Raw genomic sequence first — 16,564 nt, 5'->3', positions numbered from 1 at the left:
TACAATTTATGAAAAAAGGAGTTTTATTAGTAAATCTTGGGTCTCCAGATAGTCCAGAGCCAAAAGATGTAAAAAAGTATTTAGGTGAGTTCTTAATGGATGAGCGCGTAATTGATGTTCCGCTTTGGGCAAGAACATTAATTGTAAAAGGAATTGTTTTAAACACAAGACCAAAAGCCTCTGCCAAAGCCTATAAAAAAATATGGTGGGAAGAGGGTTCGCCATTAATTGTTTTGTCAGAGCAATTACAAGACAAAGTGCAAGAACAGGTTAGTTATCCTGTGGCTCTCGCTATGCGTTATGGAAGTATGACTATTAAAAAAGGATTACAAGAATTAGTAGATAAAGGTGTGGAAGAGGTGTTTTTAATCCCTTTATATCCTCAATTTGCAATGGCAACAACCGAAACTATTTTGGTTTTAGCAGAAGAGATTAGACAAGAATTTTTCCCAAATTTAACTATAGAATCGTTACCTGCTTTTTATAATAATCCAGATTATATCTCTGTACTTTCACAGTCTATTAAAAAGGATTTAGAGTCTAAAGATTACGAGCATTTATTGTTTTCTTATCATGGAGTACCAGAACGTCACATTAGAAAAAGCGACATCACTAATTCGCATTGTAAGCCAAGTGATATAGAAAATTGTGTGTGTTGCAAAACACCAAGTAAAGCTCACGAATTTTGCTACAAACATCAATGTAAAGAAGTCACACGTTTGGTCGCTGAAAATTTAAAACTAGAAGAAGGCACGTATTCCACATCTTTCCAATCCAGATTAGGTTTCGACCCTTGGTTACAACCTTATACAGATCGTACAATTGAGCGTTTAGGAACACAAGGAGTTAAAAAGTTAGCAATTGTAACTCCTGCTTTTGTAAGCGATTGTTTAGAAACTTTAGAAGAAATTGCAATGGAAGGCGAAGAAATTTTTCATGAAGCTGGCGGAAAAGAATTTACAACCATTCCATGTTTAAATACAGATGAGAATTGGGTGGCTCTATTAGCACAATGGATTAACGAATGGAGCAAAGCACCAGTTTCTGTGTAAATGAAAAACAACCAATCCACTCATTTAGGTACACAACCCATAGGAAAACTATTAATTAAACAAGCTGTTCCTGCTTCAATTGGCATATTAGTGATGTCTCTAAATATTTTAGTAGATACTATATTTGTTGGTCGTTGGATAGGATCTACAGCAATTGCAGCTATTAATGTCGTGTTGCCTGTTTCCTTTTTTATTGCAGCTTTAGGAATGAGTATTGGTGTTGGAGGTTCTTCAATTATATCTAGAGCTTTAGGCGCAAATAATAAACTAAAAGCATTAAAAGTTTTTGGAAATCAACTTACGTTAACTTTATTGCTAACTATTAGTTTTGTAATCGTTGGATTAGCGTTTGTAGATTCTATTGTACCTGCTTTTGGTGGTAAAGGCGCCATTTATGAACCTGCTAAAATATACTATACTATTGTACTTTATGGTGTACCCTTTTTAGCACTTTGCATGATGGGAAATACTGTAATTAGAGCAGAAGGTAAACCAAAATTTGCAATGTATGCCATGTTAATCCCATCGGTTGGGAATTTAATATTAGACTATATTTTTATTAATCTGTTAGATTTTGGTATGGAAGGAGCTGCTTGGGCAACTACAGTATCTTATCTGCTATGTTTTGGGTTTATATTCTGGTTTTTTCTTTCTAAAAATTCCGAATTAAAAATTGATTTCAATCACTTTGGTCTCAATACTTCAATAGTTTCAGAAATTGGTTCTTTAGGATTTGTAACCTTAGCAAGACAAGCAGTAGTAAGTATTACCTATTTATTAATGAATAATATTTTATACGATTTAGGAGGCGAATCTTCAGTAACAGCTTATGCAATTGTTGGACGAATGCTTATGTTTGCCTTGTTTCCGGTTTATGGCATAACACAAGGGTTTCTACCTATTGCTGGTTTTAATTATGGCGCTCATAAATATGATCGTGTTAAAGAAACTATTTCAATTGCCATAAAGTATGCTGTAGGATTGGGTGTTGTTGTATTTATAGTATTAATGGTGTTTCCGGAGGCTATAACCAGATTATTTACTACAGATGCAGAAGTAATTAAAGAAACACCAAGTGCTATGCGATGGGTTTTTGCTGTCACTCCAATTGTTGCTATCCAACTTATTGGAGCTGCTTATTTTCAGGCCATCGGTAAAGCCACTCCAGCATTATTATTAACCTTAACCAGACAAGGATTTATATTTATTCCGTTAATATTTATCCTTCCACAGTTTTTTGGAGAATTAGGTGTGTGGATGTCTTTTCCTATTGCAGATGTTTTAGCAACAATTATAACCGCTTATTTTTTAAATAGAGAGGTAAAAACTAATTTAGTGCCAGAAAAAGAAACGACATAATGGAATATTATAACTACATAAAAGCGCTACATTTAATATTTGTAATCACTTGGTTTGCTGGTCTTTTTTACATTCCAAGATTATTTGTGTATCAAATCGAAGCACATCACAAACCATCGCCAGAAAAGGAAATTTTAGGTAAACAATTACAATTAATGGCAAAACGTTTATGGACTATCATCACTTGGCCTTCGGCAATATTAGCAACCATTTTTGCAATCTGGTTACTTGTTTTAATGCCTAGTTGGTTAGAGCAATCATGGATGCACGTAAAATTAGGGTTTGTAGTTTTGCTCATAATTTACCAGTTAAAAACGCATCAATTTTATAAACAATTACAAAGAGGAGTAGTCAATAAAACTTCTAATTTTATGCGATTATGGAATGAAGGCGCAACATTTATACTTTTTGCAGTTGTATTTTTAGTGATATTAAAAAGTGCAATTAATTGGGTGTTTGGCGTTATTGGCATTTTTGTTTTAGGTATTTTACTAATGCTTGGTTTTAAAATCTACAAAAACATTAGAAGCAAGAATCCAGAAGCCTAAATTTTGGTTTGATTATTGCTATATTTATGCGAGATACAGATTTATGAAATTCAAAAAATTCTCTTTAAGAATACGCATATTTATAGCTATGATTTTATTAATCATATTAGCTTCAATTTTAATTGCAAGCGTTGCTATTTATCAATATACCGAAGAAACTCAAGACTATCACAAACAGCGTTTAGAGCGAAAAGAAACCGCAATAAAACGCGATATAAATTATGTGATAAAAGAAACCACTTTTGAGGTAAAACCTGAAAAAATCCCATTTATTTTTAAAGATGAAATCTATCGATTGGCAGATGTGCACCAACTACAATTGAGTTTTTACGATATTGATGGAACACTATTAAAATCCTCAAAAGCTGCATTCCCATTAGACTCTGTAGGAAACTGTATAGAGGCAGAAATATTAAATAAATTAGCGAATACTGCAGCACATAGACATGTAATAAAAAGAAAAGAAAATGGAGAAACATTTAGGTCTTCATATTCTTATATAACAGATCAAAAGTCTAAGCCCCTAGCAATTTTAAATTTACCTTACCTTGAAAACGACGATTTTTTAGCTAAAGAGCTAAGAGAGTTTTTGTATCGTTTGGCATACACCTACATTTTAATGCTTTTAATAGCCATAGCTTTAGCATATTTTTTGTCTAAATACATTACAAGAACTCTTAAAACTATAAGTGAAAAAATAAATGCTACACGACTAGAAAAACGAAACGAACGTATAGATATTGATGATACAAGCGAGGAAATTGCAACACTTGTTAACTCGTATAATAGTATGATTGATGAGTTAGAGGAAAGTGCCGTTAAGCTTGCTAAAAGTGAGCGCGAGCAAGCATGGAGAGAAATGGCAAAGCAAGTTGCACATGAGATTAAAAACCCGTTAACTCCAATGCGATTGACAGTTCAAAGTTTTGAGCGTAAATTTAATCCGGAAGACCCTAATATTCATCAAAAAGTAGAAGAATATAGTAAAACATTAATTCAGCAAATAGATACTATGAGTTCTATTGCATCGGCATTTTCTAATTTTGCTAAAATGCCTGCTCAAAAAAATGAAACCCTTAATGTGGTTGAGGTTGTAAACCTTTCGTTAGATATTTTTAATGAAGATTATATAGAGTTTTCTTCAAATAAAGAAGAAATTATTGCCACTTTTGATCGTACTCAGCTTATACGCGTAATTACAAACCTTATTAAAAATGGCATACAAGCAATACCTGAAGGACAAACACCTAAAATTAGTGTTTCAGTTTTAGAAAAAGAAGACACCATTGAAATTACCGTTTCAGATAATGGGATTGGTATTACTGAAGATAATAAGTTAAAAATCTTTGAACCTAAATTTACAACTAAAAATAGTGGAATGGGATTAGGTTTAGGAATGGTGAAAAATATTATGGAAACTTATAAAGGAACAATTACCTTTGTATCGCAACTAGGAATAGGAACAACTTTTACTGTTACTTTTCCAAAATAAATAGAGAATATTACTAAGTTCTCTCAATGACTAATAAATTACAATTAAAAACCAAAATTTATGTCTTACAACTCAATTCTTTCAGCTTTCGAAAACGGAATAACTACAATTACTATAAACAGACCTAACAAATTAAACGCGCTTAATAGTGAAACTATACAGGAGTTACACTCTGCTTTTGATGTGGCAAATAATGATAGTGCCACCAAAGTAATTATTATTACTGGTAGTGGAGAAAAAGCATTTGTTGCAGGAGCAGATATTAGTGAGTTTGCAAATTTTAATGTTGAAAATGGAGGAAAATTAGCAGCAAAAGGACAAGAATTATTATTCGATTTTGTGGAAAATTTAGAAACACCAGTTATAGCTGCAGTTAATGGATTTGCACTTGGAGGAGGATTAGAATTGGCTATGGCTTGCCATTTTAGAGTAGCAAGTGATAATGCAAAAATGGGTTTACCAGAAGTGAGTTTGGGTGTTATACCTGGTTATGGAGGCACACAACGTTTACCTCAATTGGTTGGTAAAGGTCGTGCTATGGAACTAGTTATGACTGCAGGAATGATTGATGCTGCAACTGCACACAATTATGGGTTGGTAAACCATGTGACAACTCCAGAAGAATTAATGCCATTAGCTACAAAAATAGCAAGTAAAATTATGCGAAACTCCTCTGTAGCCATAAGTAAGGCCATTAAATCTATAAACGCTAATTATAAAGTTGGTGTTGATGGTTTTAAAGTTGAAATAGAACAGTTTGGAAACTGCTTTGGAACCGAAGATTTTAAAGAAGGAACCACTGCATTTTTAGAAAAACGAAAAGCAGATTTTCCTGGAAAATAATTAGAGAAAAATCTTATATTAATATTGCTCATTTTATTTAAAAGTATATTTTTGATGAAATTTTAAATTAAAAAATAACATGAAAGTAAAATTAATTACATTATCATTACTAATGGTAGCAGTATTTACAAGTTGTGATGATAGCACATCTGAGGAGTTTAATAATAATAATCCTAATGCAGTTGAAAAGCTAATTACAAGTATTGCAATGGTTTCTGCTCAAGATATGACAGAAAACACTACGATTACAATAAACTACAACGAAAACAATAGAGTGACAAGTGCAACAGATGGTCAGGAAACAAGTTTATTTGTATATGACAATGGAGATTTAACAAATATTACTGGACAAGGTGATACTTTTAATATAGAAGAATTATACGAGTCTCCTTATGATGCTTTTGAAACTGGTGAGGTAGAAGAATATGATGCTAATGGAAATCCAAAAACGATTCGTTTTTTTGAGGAAGAGTATGATTTTAATACCAACACTTATACTACATTGGAATATACTGCAGAGGTAAGTTATGACAGTCAACCTAATCCCTATTTTTATACATTAGAAGCAGCAGGACTTATTGATGTTATGGATGATGTTGATTTAAACTTTAGCATGAATCCTTCTGCTCCAGAAATTGTACAAGCCAGAGCTTTATTTCCTTCAAAAAACATCAAAGAAATAATTTATAAGGATTCTGAAGGTAATATAGAATATGAAATAAAAGCGGACTATAATTATAACTCTGCTAATTATCCAACATCAGCTACAATTACAGGAGAGTCTGTACAAGATGAGGAAATTAATGTCTATTCTCTAACTTATTCTTACATGGAATAACTAGTAAAATAAGAGCATAAAAAAAACTCCAACAATTCGTTGGAGTTTTTTTTATGCTCTTATTTTTTCTTAGTCTGTAATAATAGTTAACTCATCTACAATATGCTTTGCATTAGAGTATTTATCTATTAGCCAAAGCACGTATCTAATATCTACATTTATAGTACGTTGTAGTTCTGTATCAAAAATAACATCTCCTGCCATAGCTTCAATATTACCATCAAAAGCCAAACCAATTAATTCACCTTTTCCGTTTATTACAGGCGATCCAGAGTTTCCTCCAGTAATATCATTATCGGTTAAAAAGTTTACTGGTAACTCGCCTTTGTCGTTTGCGTAACGACCAAAATCTTTCTTTGGATTAACATCTAGCATGTTTTGAGATAAATCAAACTCATGATCACCAGGTTTGTATTTATTCATCATACCTTTAAAAGTCGTATAGTTGTTAATACTAGCGTCGTTTCTACTGTCTGCAGGCAAAGCTCTAACTTTACCATAAGATAAACGAAGTGTAGAATTTGCATCTGGATATTCAATTTTGCTTAACCCAGACTCACGTAAACCAGCAACTAACAGTCTGTAAGCTGCTTGGAAATCATTTTCTGGTTTCACTAAATGTTCTGGGCTTTCTCTATATTTATCTAATAATTGGTTAGATAATTTATATAAAGGATCACTCTCTAAGATAGCTGCATCAGGATACTGTAAAAATGCTAATGCACCTTCTTTAGTAGAAAATAAACTCAAATCAAAAATAGCATTTACATAATTTGAAAAGTCGTTGTTGTTTTTTGCCCCAATCTCTCTTACAAGTTCTGGTAAAGCATAATTAGATTTTTTAGCATATAAACCAAGTTGAGCCGCAAAAACATCTTTTTCTAGTGGCAAATAATAATCTTTATATTGGCCTTCTATAAGTGCTTGTATTCTAGGAAGCATTTCTTTACGTTTTGCTTCGTTTTCGCTTGCATATTGTTTGAGTGCAGATCCAATTCTATAAGGTAAAACCGAAAACTTACTAGAACGCAACATCCCAATTAAATAATTATCGTGCTTTGCTTTTTCATTAGTTAGATTATAATAGTTATTAATGTTTTCAATAACATTTCCGTAGGTTGCTCTGTTTTCTTTTTTATTAGCCCACTTTTTAAATTCGGCTTCTGTTTTGCTCTTTTTTTCTACAGTTTTATGTTTGGTTAAAGCCTCTATCATTCCGCCTCTATTTTTCCAGTAGTTAGCAATACCAGCATATTTTGAAGCATACATTAGGTTTACCTCTTCGCTTTCGTCCATGTATTTTTTAAGTACATCCATACTTAATTTAGACCCTTCAACCCAAGCAGGATATGCGTATTTTACATTTTGCTCAACACCTTGTGCTGGCATCCAACGGTTTGTTCTTCCAGGATACCCTAAAATCATGGCAAAATCATTTTCTTTTACACCATTTATATTAACAGGCAAATGGTATTTTGCTTTTAATGGAACGTTATTAGTAGAATAATCTGCTGGATTTCCATTAGCATCTGCATAGACTCTAAATAAAGCGAAATCTCCTGTGTGCCTTGGCCATTCCCAGTTGTCTGTGTCTCCACCATATTTCCCAACATTTTCTGAAGGAGTACCTACTAAACGAACATCTTTATAATCTTCATAAACAAAGTAGTAAAACTCATTTCCTTGGAAGAAAGAACGCACAGAAACGGTATATTTTCCTCCTTCATTATTTTCTTGTTCAATTTTTGCTATTTCTTTATTAATAGCTGCTTCGCGTTCCTTCTCAGTCATAGAATCATTGACTTGAGATAAAATACGCTTAGATACATCATCCATTCTAACAAAAAAGCGAACGTATAGGCTTTCTGGTTTTAATTCTTCAGCTATAGAACCTGCCCAATATCCGTTTTTTAAGTGGTTTTTTTCAGCAGTAGATAATTCTGCAATGGCATCGTAACCACAATGATGATTTGTTAAAACCAACCCACTATCTGAAACAATACTTGCAGTACAACCTCCATTAAATTGTACAATAGCGTCTTTTAAACTTTGGTTGTTTACACTGTAGATTTCTTCTGCTGTTAATTGTAATCCCATTTTTTGCATATCACGATCTATTAATCGTTTTATATGCATTAAAAACCACATTCCTTCATTTGCCATCATTACAGATGGTGTTAAAAGCATAAAGGCAATTAGAGTAAGCGATAATTTTTTCATGTTTTTAAATTTATTTTTTAAACCCTAAAAATACTTATTTTTTTAAGGCTCTCAGCCACTAAATTTGTTAAATTCATGTTACTTTTTTCCTTCCCATTCTGCATAAAACTGCTCTAAAAAGCCAAGCATGTATTGGTGACGTTGCTCTGCAATTTTAAGACCAGTTTTTGTATTCATGGTGTCTTTTAAAAGCAAAAGTTTTTCGTAAAAATGATTAATAGTTGGAGCAGTGGAGGCTTTATATTCTGCTTTGGTCATCTTTAAATTAGGTGTAATCTCTGGATTATAAAGTGCTCTATTTTTAAAACCACCATAGTTAAACGCTCTAGCAATACCAATGGCACCAATAGCTTCTAGTCTGTCTGCATCTTGTACAACCTCTAACTCAATAGATCTAAAAGGCGAATTGTTATTTATGTTAGCGCTGTAGGAGGTGTTTTCTATAATTTTAATAACATGGTCTATAGTGTTAGAATTTACCTTGTGTTGAGTTAAAAATTCAGTTGCCATTTTTGGACCAATACTACTATCTCCATTATAAAACTTACTGTCTGCAATATCATGCAATAGAGCTCCAAGCGCAACAACAAGGCTATCTACGTCTTCATTTTTAGAAATAAGCTTAGCAGTGTTATATACTCTTAATGTGTGAAACCAATCGTGTCCACCTTCAGCATTTTTTAAAGTGTTTTTTACAAATACTATTGTAGCTTCTATTAGCTCACTATTGCTTAACGATGATGTCATTTTTTATAGTAGTTTCTATATGTTCAATCAATGTTTTTGTGTCAAAATCCTTCACAAATAATGGTTTATGAATAGTAAATTTTAAACGATTCCCAATTCCCATCGGAAATTTGCCATAAATTAATGTTTTCCAAGAATTATTTATAGTTACAGGTAATACATAAGCGTTTGGAGCATGTTCAAATAATGTAGTTAATCCTCTGGTTTGAAAAGGTTTTGGCACTCCATTTCTACTTCTTGTCCCTTCAGGAAAAATAACTACACCTCTATTATGGGTTTCAATATAATTAGCCATCTCTTTTATTTTAGCAACCGCTTGTTTGGGATCTTTTCTGTCTATTAAAACAGAACCTCCATGGCGCAAATTAAAAGACACACTTGGAATCCCTTTACCTAACTCTTTTTTACTAATAAATTTTAAATGAAACCTACGCATAAACCATATAATTGGAGGAATATCATTCATGCTTTGGTGATTAGCAACAACAATTACTGGAGCATTTTTAGGTAAATTTTTAGGGATTTTAAAATCGAAAGTGATGCCTAAAATATGCAAACAACGCGTAAGGCCACCATTTAAATAGTCCACACTTTTTTTATGAGCCTGATAGCCAAAAACTCTTAGACAAAACCATTGTATAGGATGGAAAATAACTAAACATAAACCAAAAAACAGATAGTAAATAATAGTTAGAGGATACGCAATTAGCTTTCTCATTATTTGCAAATAATTAAATAGTCAAAATTAAAAAAACCACGACATAATCGTGGCTTTTATGTGCTTTTTGTTAGCAATATACTTTAAAAGTAAAATAGGTTTTACTTTTAAAAACATGTTTTAGCAATGTTCATTGTAAGCATCAACAAGGTTTTCTGCAATTAACTCTGCAGGACGACCTTCAATATGATGACGCTCTAACATGTGTACTAATTCTCCGTTTTTAAACAAAGCCATACTTGGCGAGCTTGGAGGAAAAGGGACCATGTGTGCTCTTGCTTGGTCAGTAGCTTCTTTATCTACACCTGCAAAAACCGTTACAATATTTGTTGGTTTTTTTGCATTTTGTAAACTCATTCTAGCTCCTGGTCTTGCATTAGCTGCTGCACAACCACAAACCGAATTTACAACCACTAAAGTTGTGCCTTCTTTTGCAATGGCTTCGTTTACTGCTTCTGCTGTATGTAATTCTTCAAAACCTACGTTAGTTAAGTCTTCACGCATTGGTTTTACTAATTCTGCTGGATACATATTCTTTTAATTTTATGTTATAAATCTATCTTGTGCAAAGATAATCAAAAACCATGCAATTTATATTATGGCGTTACCTTATGTCACTATGGTGCCATAAGGTCAGGCTATACACTATATCTTTTTTGCGTGTAAGCGCGCACAAAAAAGGATGCCGTTTCAATTACTAAGCAATCGCGATTTCTTTAAAATAGTGTGTATGAGTACTCCTTAACGCACTTACCAACTAACAGCAGTAACAAAATGCAATTTTAATCTACTAACAAAATAGTATATTTACAATTCTATAAAAAGAATACAATACATGAGTGGATTAAAATGGATAGGTGCAACTTTAGGTTGGTCGTTTGGAGGACCAATAGGAGCAATAATTGGTTTAGCATTAGGAAGTTTGGGAGATGCTTTTGCCTCTGGAAAAGGTGGCTTTACAATTGGTCAAGGTGATTATTCACGCAGAACACAACGCCCTCGATATGGACAGCGAGAACCTTACAGAACACAACCAAACTATAGAACCCAACAACAGCGTAGAGCACAAACCACCTCTGGAGATTTTGAGGTTAGTTTATTAATTTTAGCTTCTGTTGTAATTAAGGCAGATGGTAAACAGGACCAACGCGAGTTAGATTTTGTGCGCCAGCAGTTTGTAAGTATGTATGGAAAAGACAGAGCTAATAAGGCTTTTAAACTCTTTAAAAACATAAGTAAACAAACAGTACCTTTACGCCAAGTGTGTAGGCAGATTCAGCAAATGATGGATCATGCTTCTCGATTACAACTTATGCATTTTTTGTTTGGAATAGCCAAAGCAGATGGTATGGTTACCGAGGACGAAGAGCGTCAAATTTACACCATCGCAGGTTATTTAGGTATTAGTTCTAGAGACTACAATAGTATAAAAGCAATGTTTTATAATAGCAGAGATAATGCTTATAAAATTTTAGAAATAGATAAAAGTGCCACTAACGATGAAATTAAAAAAGCCTACAGAAAAATGGCTAAAAAATACCATCCAGATAAAGTAGAGCATTTAGGAGATGAGCACAAAAAAGGCGCAGAAGATAAATTTAAGCAAGTGCAAAAAGCGTACGAGCAGTTGCAGAAGGAGAGAGGGTTTTAAAGATGATAATACCCAATTCAATAACGCATTCTAAATCGTCTTTAATGTATGCTTTAGCGTATTGCTTTGAAAGAGCTTCTTATTATGGCATGCGTGCAATAATCGTTTTACTAATGGTTGATAGTGTTTTTAATTTTTCGCGAGAAAAAGCACTAACAATATACGGTTGGTTTGCAATGGGAGTTATTTTTAGTAAATTATTAGGAGCTGTTTTAGGAGATTTACTGATAAAAAATAAAAATGCAGCAATACTAGGAGGTATAATGCAAGCAACAGGATGTTTTATATTATGTATCCAAACACCTTGGTGTTTATATTTAGGAATTGGCTTAATTACTTTAAGCACAGGTTTGTTTTCATCAAATACATTAGCATTATTTGGTAATCAGTACCTTAAAAAACCTAAATTATTAGATGCAGGATTTACTTCACTATTTGTAGCCATTAATATTGGCTCTTTTTTTGGAATAGTAGTTTCTGGCTATTTAGGGAACATTAATTTTAATTATGGATTTATTGCAGCTGGAATTTTTGTTTTAATTGGAACACTATTTGTGTTTTTGGCGAATGAAAATCAAGAAGATTTAATTTATAACATTAAGAGCGTCAATCTTGGTAAAAATGTGATTTATATTTTAGCAGCATTAGTTATTTCAGGAGTTTTTTGGGTTATTTACCAAAATTCTTATTATAACATATTTAGTATTCAAGAGAAAATTTTTAATAATGTTGATTCATTTATTCCTGAAAGTGTTCTTAAATCAGGTTTGAATTCTTATATAGGAATGATTGTTTTAATAATTTTAGCCATACTTTGGACACGCATTTATACAAATTCCTTCTTCAAACTTTTTATTGGCTTAGCGAGTTCAGCACTCTCATTTGTCGTGTTATTATTTATTCCTGAGAATCCTGAGACAACAAGCATAGCACTCTTTTTATGTTCTATGTTTTTTCTTTCTTTAGGAGAAATGCTTATCTCTCCAATGCTTTTTTCAATAACTACTAGATTTAGCAATCCTAAATATTTAGCTATAATGTTAAGTTTTGTAACAATACCCTCATTACTTTTTAATAGAATTGCAGATAGTATTAGAGAGTATTCTGAAGATTTTGATAATGAAATATTTTTTAGTTTAAGCGCAATAATTTTATTTTTTATAGGAGTTTTAACTTTATTGTTTTGGAAACTTTTTAAAACTGAAGACAGAACGTATTTAACTGAAGAAGCGAAAGAGTTTTTGTCTTAAAACAAATGTTGCTTCATATATAAATTAAAATTTAATCTAATTAAAAAAATGAAAAAAGCAATTGTTTTGTTCCAATTAATCGTTTTAACAAGCATATTTTCATCAGCTCAAATAGCCTCTATTTCAGGAAGCTATTCTCTTATTTCTTCAAACAGTGAAAATTTAAAACGCACACTACTTTTAAATGCTGATGGTACGTTTGAGTTTCATAATTACGAATATCATGCTCAAGGTATTCCACCAGAAAAAAATTCTTATGGTAAAGGGGCTTGGGTTTCGAATAAAAACATAATTTCATTTTTTGCTGAAGAAAGCGACTTTAACGAAAAATTTACTCTAGATTTTAATAATACAAAAGCAAGGTTTCACACCAAATCTCCTAGAGACAAATCGAACAGAAATATTAAAACAACAATACGTTTTTATAACACCGAAATTTTTTGGATTAAAGGAATGACGCTTGTTAAAACCGATAATTAACCTCTAAACAGAAAGAAATCGTCTTTCATGTCTTCAATTTGAGAGTCTTCATTTGTAATAATATAATCAATAGCTTTAGAGGTAAATGTTTCGCCTTTATTTGTTAAGGAAACTACATTGTTTTCAATAGTAATCATATTGTTTTTTTGTGCTAATTCTAAAACCGTTTTTGCTCTTACTTTTTGCCAATTAATATGTTCTTGTAAATGATTGACATGGCGTTCTTCTTCTTCATTATGATTTTTTAAATGAAGAAGAAAGGTTAATAAAGAGACTTCTGTACGTTGTTGTTTTTCTCTATACATAACAGCAATAACTCCTTTACTTGGCGCAAATAAATACACTAATAAAAATATTAAACCTAACATGGTGGTTATTGATCCAGCAATAGAGGCATCTAACCAATGTGCAAGCCAATATCCACTAATAGCACTAAATACACCAAATAAAATGGCAAGGAGTAGCATTTTTTTTAGGTCTGTGGTTAACAAATAAGCTGTAGCTGCAGGAGCAATCATTAAAGCAACGACTAAAATAGCTCCAACGGCATCGAATGCACCAACAGTAGTTACAGATGATACAGACATTAAACCATAATGTAATATTGCAGGCGAAAACCCAAGAGAAGCTGCCAACCCTTTATCGAACGTGCTTATTTTTAATTCCTTAAAAAAGGCAATAAGCAAACCAATTGTTACTAGAAGTATTGAACCTACTATCCATAAAGATTTTGGACCAACATCTGTGCCTCCAATTTGTAACCTATCAAAAGGTGCTAAGGCTAATTCTCCAACCAAAACAGCATCGACATCCAAATGTATATCATTAGCGTTTTTAGCTATTAAAATAACACCAATACTAAACAAGGCAGGAAAGACCAATCCTATTGCTGTATCTTCTTTTACCAATCCTGTTTTTTGGATATACTCTACTAAAACCACAGTTATTATTCCCGAAAGTGCTGCTAAAAATATAAGTAATGGCGAATTTAAATCGTGAGTAATAAAAAAACCAATAACAATACCTGGAAGTATAGAGTGACTTATAGCGTCGCTTATCATTGCCATTTTACGAAGCACTAAAAATGTACCAGGAATAGCACATGCTATAGCCACTAAGCTTGCAATGAGTTGTATTTCGAATTGAGCACTATTCATTAGTATTTGCTTGTTGGTTATATAAATTTGCGGCAGTTTTAAAGCCTTCATCTGTTAAACTCCACATATTACCTTTAATTTTTACGTAATCTTTTTGTTCTAATTTATTTAGTGTTTTCCTAGTATAACCTTGAAAATTATTTAGGATTTTCACAGTATGAGGATGCGAAATATCGTCATGCGTTTCGGCAATATGGTACATAAAAGCTAAGGTTTTATGCAATTCTAAATCGCGTCTGTTTTTTATAAATCGGATTTGCTTAAAAAGCAAGCCTCTGCTTGGTGAAAAAATAAACGAGAAGACTACAAATACTGCAGCGACTAACACAATTACAGGACCTGTAGATAAATTACTTTGAGTAGCACTTATTGCTGTTCCAAAAACGCCTGAAAACGCACCAAATATTGCTGCTAAAAACACCATTTTAGATAAGCTGTTTGTCCACTGTCTTGCAGCAGCTGCAGGAGCCAACAACATAGCACTCATTAATACCACACCAACCGTTTGTAAGCCTAAAACGATGGCTAAAACAATAAAACTTGTTATTAAAATATCGATGAATTTGGTGTTAAAGCCAAGGGTTTTTGTATAATCGGCATCGAAAAGAAGCATTTTAAATTCTTTCCAAAATAGTAAAAGTACAATTAAACATAAGCCTGTAACTATTGCCATTAGCCATACATCGCTTTCTACAAGAGTTGCTGCTTGACCAAATAAATACTTATCTAAACCAGCTTGGTTGGCATTGGGTTGTTTTTGAATAAAGGTTAATAGCAACATCCCAAATCCAAAAAATAAGGAAAGAATTAAGCCTAAGGCTGTATCTGATTTTAAGTGAGTTTTTTTAACAATACCACGAATCCAGAATGTGCCAACTAGTCCACTTACTAAAGCGCCTAAAAGCAATGTATTACTATCCTTTGCTCCAGTAATTAAAAAGGCAATAGCAATACCTGGTAGTGCTGCATGCGAAATGGCATCTCCAAGCAAGCTCTGTTTTCTAAGTACAGCAAAACTACCTAACATACCTGTTACTGCTCCTAAAATGGCTGTTCCAAGTGTGATGGTTCTTAGTGTGTAGTCACTAAAGACGAGTTTAAAATATTCTGTTATATCCATAATTCCTGCGAAGGCAGGAATCTCTTCCATCTACGCAATTTATTTTTTTATTTTAACTTTTCTGTCAATTTGAGTGCTTCCGATTTTTTTTGAAATTGTATTGATAACTTTTTTAATTGCTTCTCGATACAATTTTTTCATGCTTCAAAAATCACTCGAAGTGACGCTCTCTTAGTATTCATTCGAGTAAGCACTGTAAACTGTGACTGCTAACTGTATACTTTTTACTCCTGAATGCTCACCTTATAGTTAATACCATAGGTTTTAGTCAAGTTATCATCATTAAAAATATCTTTAACAGGACCTGTTGCAATTTTTTTCACATTTAAAAACGTCACCCAATCAAAATATTCTGGAACAGTTTGTAAATCATGATGCACCACAATAACTGTTTTGCCTGCTTTTCGTAATTCTTTTAAAATATTAATAATTGCTATTTCTGTTGTGGCATCTACTCCTTGAAATGGCTCATCCATAAAATAAATAGATGCGTTTTGCACTAACGCTCTTGCTAAAAAAATACGTTGTTGTTGTCCACCAGAAAGCTGACTTATTTGTCGGCCTTTAAAAGCTAGCATACCTACTTTCTCTAAAGCTTCTAAAGCGGCTTTTTTTTCTTTTTGTCCAGGACGTTTTATCCACCCTAAACTGCCATAAGTTCCCATCATCACAACATCTAATGCTGTGGTTGGAAAATCCCAATCTACACTTCCTTTTTGTGGCACATAAGCTACTAGTTTGCGTTGTTCGCTATAAGGTTTTCCGTAAATACTTACACTACCAGCAATGGGTTTTAAAATGCCTAAAATGGCTTTTATTAATGTAGATTTTCCTGCGCCATTTGGTCCAACTATTGCCATGAGCACACCTTCTGGAATTTCTAAATCAATATCCCAAAGTACTGGTTTGTAGTTGTAGGCTACTGTAAGGTCATCTACTTTAACTGCTATTTTACTTTTCATATTTATTGTTATTGCGAGACTTTTTTAAGTCGTGGCAATCTGTTTGTTTTTAGTTTCAATTTATGAGATTACATCAGTCATGCTTCCTTCGTAATAACACTAACATTTATTTTTTTTATTTTCAATA

16 protein-coding genes are annotated in these 16,564 nt (G+C 32.6%); 9 read left to right on the top strand and 7 right to left on the bottom strand.

The genetic code is table 11. From position 1 onward, the window contains the following. Window positions 1-8: 8 nt before the first annotated feature. The 6 genes from hemH to ACVC5O_RS05940 all read left to right on the top strand — a co-directional run bounded on the left by hemH (window position 9) and on the right by ACVC5O_RS05940 (window position 6,132). Window positions 9-1,052, top strand: a complete 1,044-nt coding sequence (gene hemH / locus ACVC5O_RS05965) for a ferrochelatase (RefSeq protein ID WP_452220560.1) — start codon at window positions 9-11, stop codon at window positions 1,050-1,052. Next, on the top strand, window positions 1,053-2,411 hold the full coding sequence (locus tag ACVC5O_RS05960) for an MATE family efflux transporter (protein ID WP_452220559.1): 1,359 nt from the start codon (window positions 1,053-1,055) through the stop codon (window positions 2,409-2,411). Then, on the top strand, window positions 2,411-2,959 hold the full coding sequence (locus ACVC5O_RS05955) for a CopD family protein (RefSeq protein ID WP_452220558.1): 549 nt from the start codon (window positions 2,411-2,413) through the stop codon (window positions 2,957-2,959). The genes ACVC5O_RS05960 and ACVC5O_RS05955 overlap by 1 nt, the downstream gene beginning before the upstream one ends. An 88-nt stretch (window positions 2,960-3,047) precedes the next feature. Further along, a complete protein-coding gene (locus ACVC5O_RS05950) occupies window positions 3,048-4,451 on the top strand; it encodes a sensor histidine kinase (RefSeq protein ID WP_452220557.1) in 1,404 nt (467 codons plus the stop codon). 60 nt (window positions 4,452-4,511) lie between these two features. Then, window positions 4,512-5,294, top strand: coding sequence for an enoyl-CoA hydratase/isomerase family protein (locus ACVC5O_RS05945; RefSeq protein ID WP_452220556.1), 783 nt, complete (start codon window positions 4,512-4,514; stop codon window positions 5,292-5,294). Between the two features lie 79 nt (window positions 5,295-5,373). Further along, complete coding sequence (locus ACVC5O_RS05940) at window positions 5,374-6,132, top strand: hypothetical protein (RefSeq protein WP_452220555.1); 759 nt, start codon at window positions 5,374-5,376, stop codon at window positions 6,130-6,132. 69 nt (window positions 6,133-6,201) lie between these two features. On the opposite strand, the gene ACVC5O_RS05935 is transcribed toward ACVC5O_RS05940, so the two are convergent. The 4 genes from ACVC5O_RS05935 to ACVC5O_RS05920 all read right to left on the bottom strand — a co-directional run bounded on the left by ACVC5O_RS05935 (window position 6,202) and on the right by ACVC5O_RS05920 (window position 10,348). Further along, window positions 6,202-8,352 carry a S46 family peptidase gene (locus tag ACVC5O_RS05935; RefSeq protein WP_452220554.1) on the bottom strand — a complete coding sequence of 717 codons (2,151 nt, stop codon included), beginning with the start codon at window positions 8,350-8,352 and terminating at the stop codon, window positions 6,202-6,204. Window positions 8,353-8,430: 78 nt separating this feature from the next. Continuing rightward, the gene (locus ACVC5O_RS05930; RefSeq protein WP_452220553.1) at window positions 8,431-9,099 is read right to left on the bottom strand and encodes an HD domain-containing protein; all 669 of its coding nucleotides are present in this window, start codon (window positions 9,097-9,099) and stop codon (window positions 8,431-8,433) included. Further along, entirely contained in the window at window positions 9,077-9,817 is a 741-nt protein-coding gene (locus tag ACVC5O_RS05925; protein ID WP_452220552.1) for a lysophospholipid acyltransferase family protein, read from the bottom strand. The genes ACVC5O_RS05930 and ACVC5O_RS05925 overlap by 23 nt, the downstream gene beginning before the upstream one ends. Window positions 9,818-9,937: 120 nt before the next feature. After that, window positions 9,938-10,348, bottom strand: a complete 411-nt coding sequence (locus ACVC5O_RS05920) for a BrxA/BrxB family bacilliredoxin (protein WP_452220551.1) — start codon at window positions 10,346-10,348, stop codon at window positions 9,938-9,940. 304 nt (window positions 10,349-10,652) lie between these two features. On the opposite strand from ACVC5O_RS05920, the gene ACVC5O_RS05915 reads away from it, so the two are divergent. Genes ACVC5O_RS05915 through ACVC5O_RS05905 form a run of 3 tightly spaced genes read left to right on the top strand, consistent with a single transcriptional unit; the run spans window position 10,653 to window position 13,198 of the window. After that, complete coding sequence (locus tag ACVC5O_RS05915) at window positions 10,653-11,468, top strand: TerB family tellurite resistance protein (RefSeq protein WP_452220550.1); 816 nt, start codon at window positions 10,653-10,655, stop codon at window positions 11,466-11,468. A gap of 2 nt (window positions 11,469-11,470) precedes the next feature. Then, the gene (locus ACVC5O_RS05910) at window positions 11,471-12,718 is read left to right on the top strand and encodes an MFS transporter (RefSeq protein WP_452220549.1); all 1,248 of its coding nucleotides are present in this window, start codon (window positions 11,471-11,473) and stop codon (window positions 12,716-12,718) included. Window positions 12,719-12,766: 48 nt separating this feature from the next. Further along, on the top strand, window positions 12,767-13,198 hold the full coding sequence (locus ACVC5O_RS05905; RefSeq protein WP_452220548.1) for a hypothetical protein: 432 nt from the start codon (window positions 12,767-12,769) through the stop codon (window positions 13,196-13,198). Here ACVC5O_RS05905 and ACVC5O_RS05900 read toward each other — a convergent pair. The 3 genes from ACVC5O_RS05900 to ACVC5O_RS05890 form a co-directional block, all read right to left on the bottom strand. Further along, window positions 13,195-14,355, bottom strand: coding sequence for a metal ABC transporter permease (locus ACVC5O_RS05900; RefSeq protein WP_452220547.1), 1,161 nt, complete (start codon window positions 14,353-14,355; stop codon window positions 13,195-13,197). The two genes, ACVC5O_RS05905 and ACVC5O_RS05900, sit on opposite strands and share 4 nt — an antisense overlap. Then, window positions 14,348-15,475, bottom strand: a complete 1,128-nt coding sequence (locus tag ACVC5O_RS05895) for a metal ABC transporter permease (protein WP_452220592.1) — start codon at window positions 15,473-15,475, stop codon at window positions 14,348-14,350. Before ACVC5O_RS05895 ends, ACVC5O_RS05900 begins: the two co-directional genes overlap by 8 nt. A gap of 224 nt (window positions 15,476-15,699) precedes the next feature. Further along, window positions 15,700-16,437, bottom strand: a complete 738-nt coding sequence (locus ACVC5O_RS05890; protein ID WP_452220546.1) for a metal ABC transporter ATP-binding protein — start codon at window positions 16,435-16,437, stop codon at window positions 15,700-15,702. Window positions 16,438-16,564: the final 127 nt, after the last annotated feature.

Source organism: Lacinutrix salivirga (assembly GCF_053604675.1).
The sequence above is the reverse complement of the archived record's forward strand: the minus strand, read 5'-3'. Positions and strand labels throughout refer to the sequence as shown.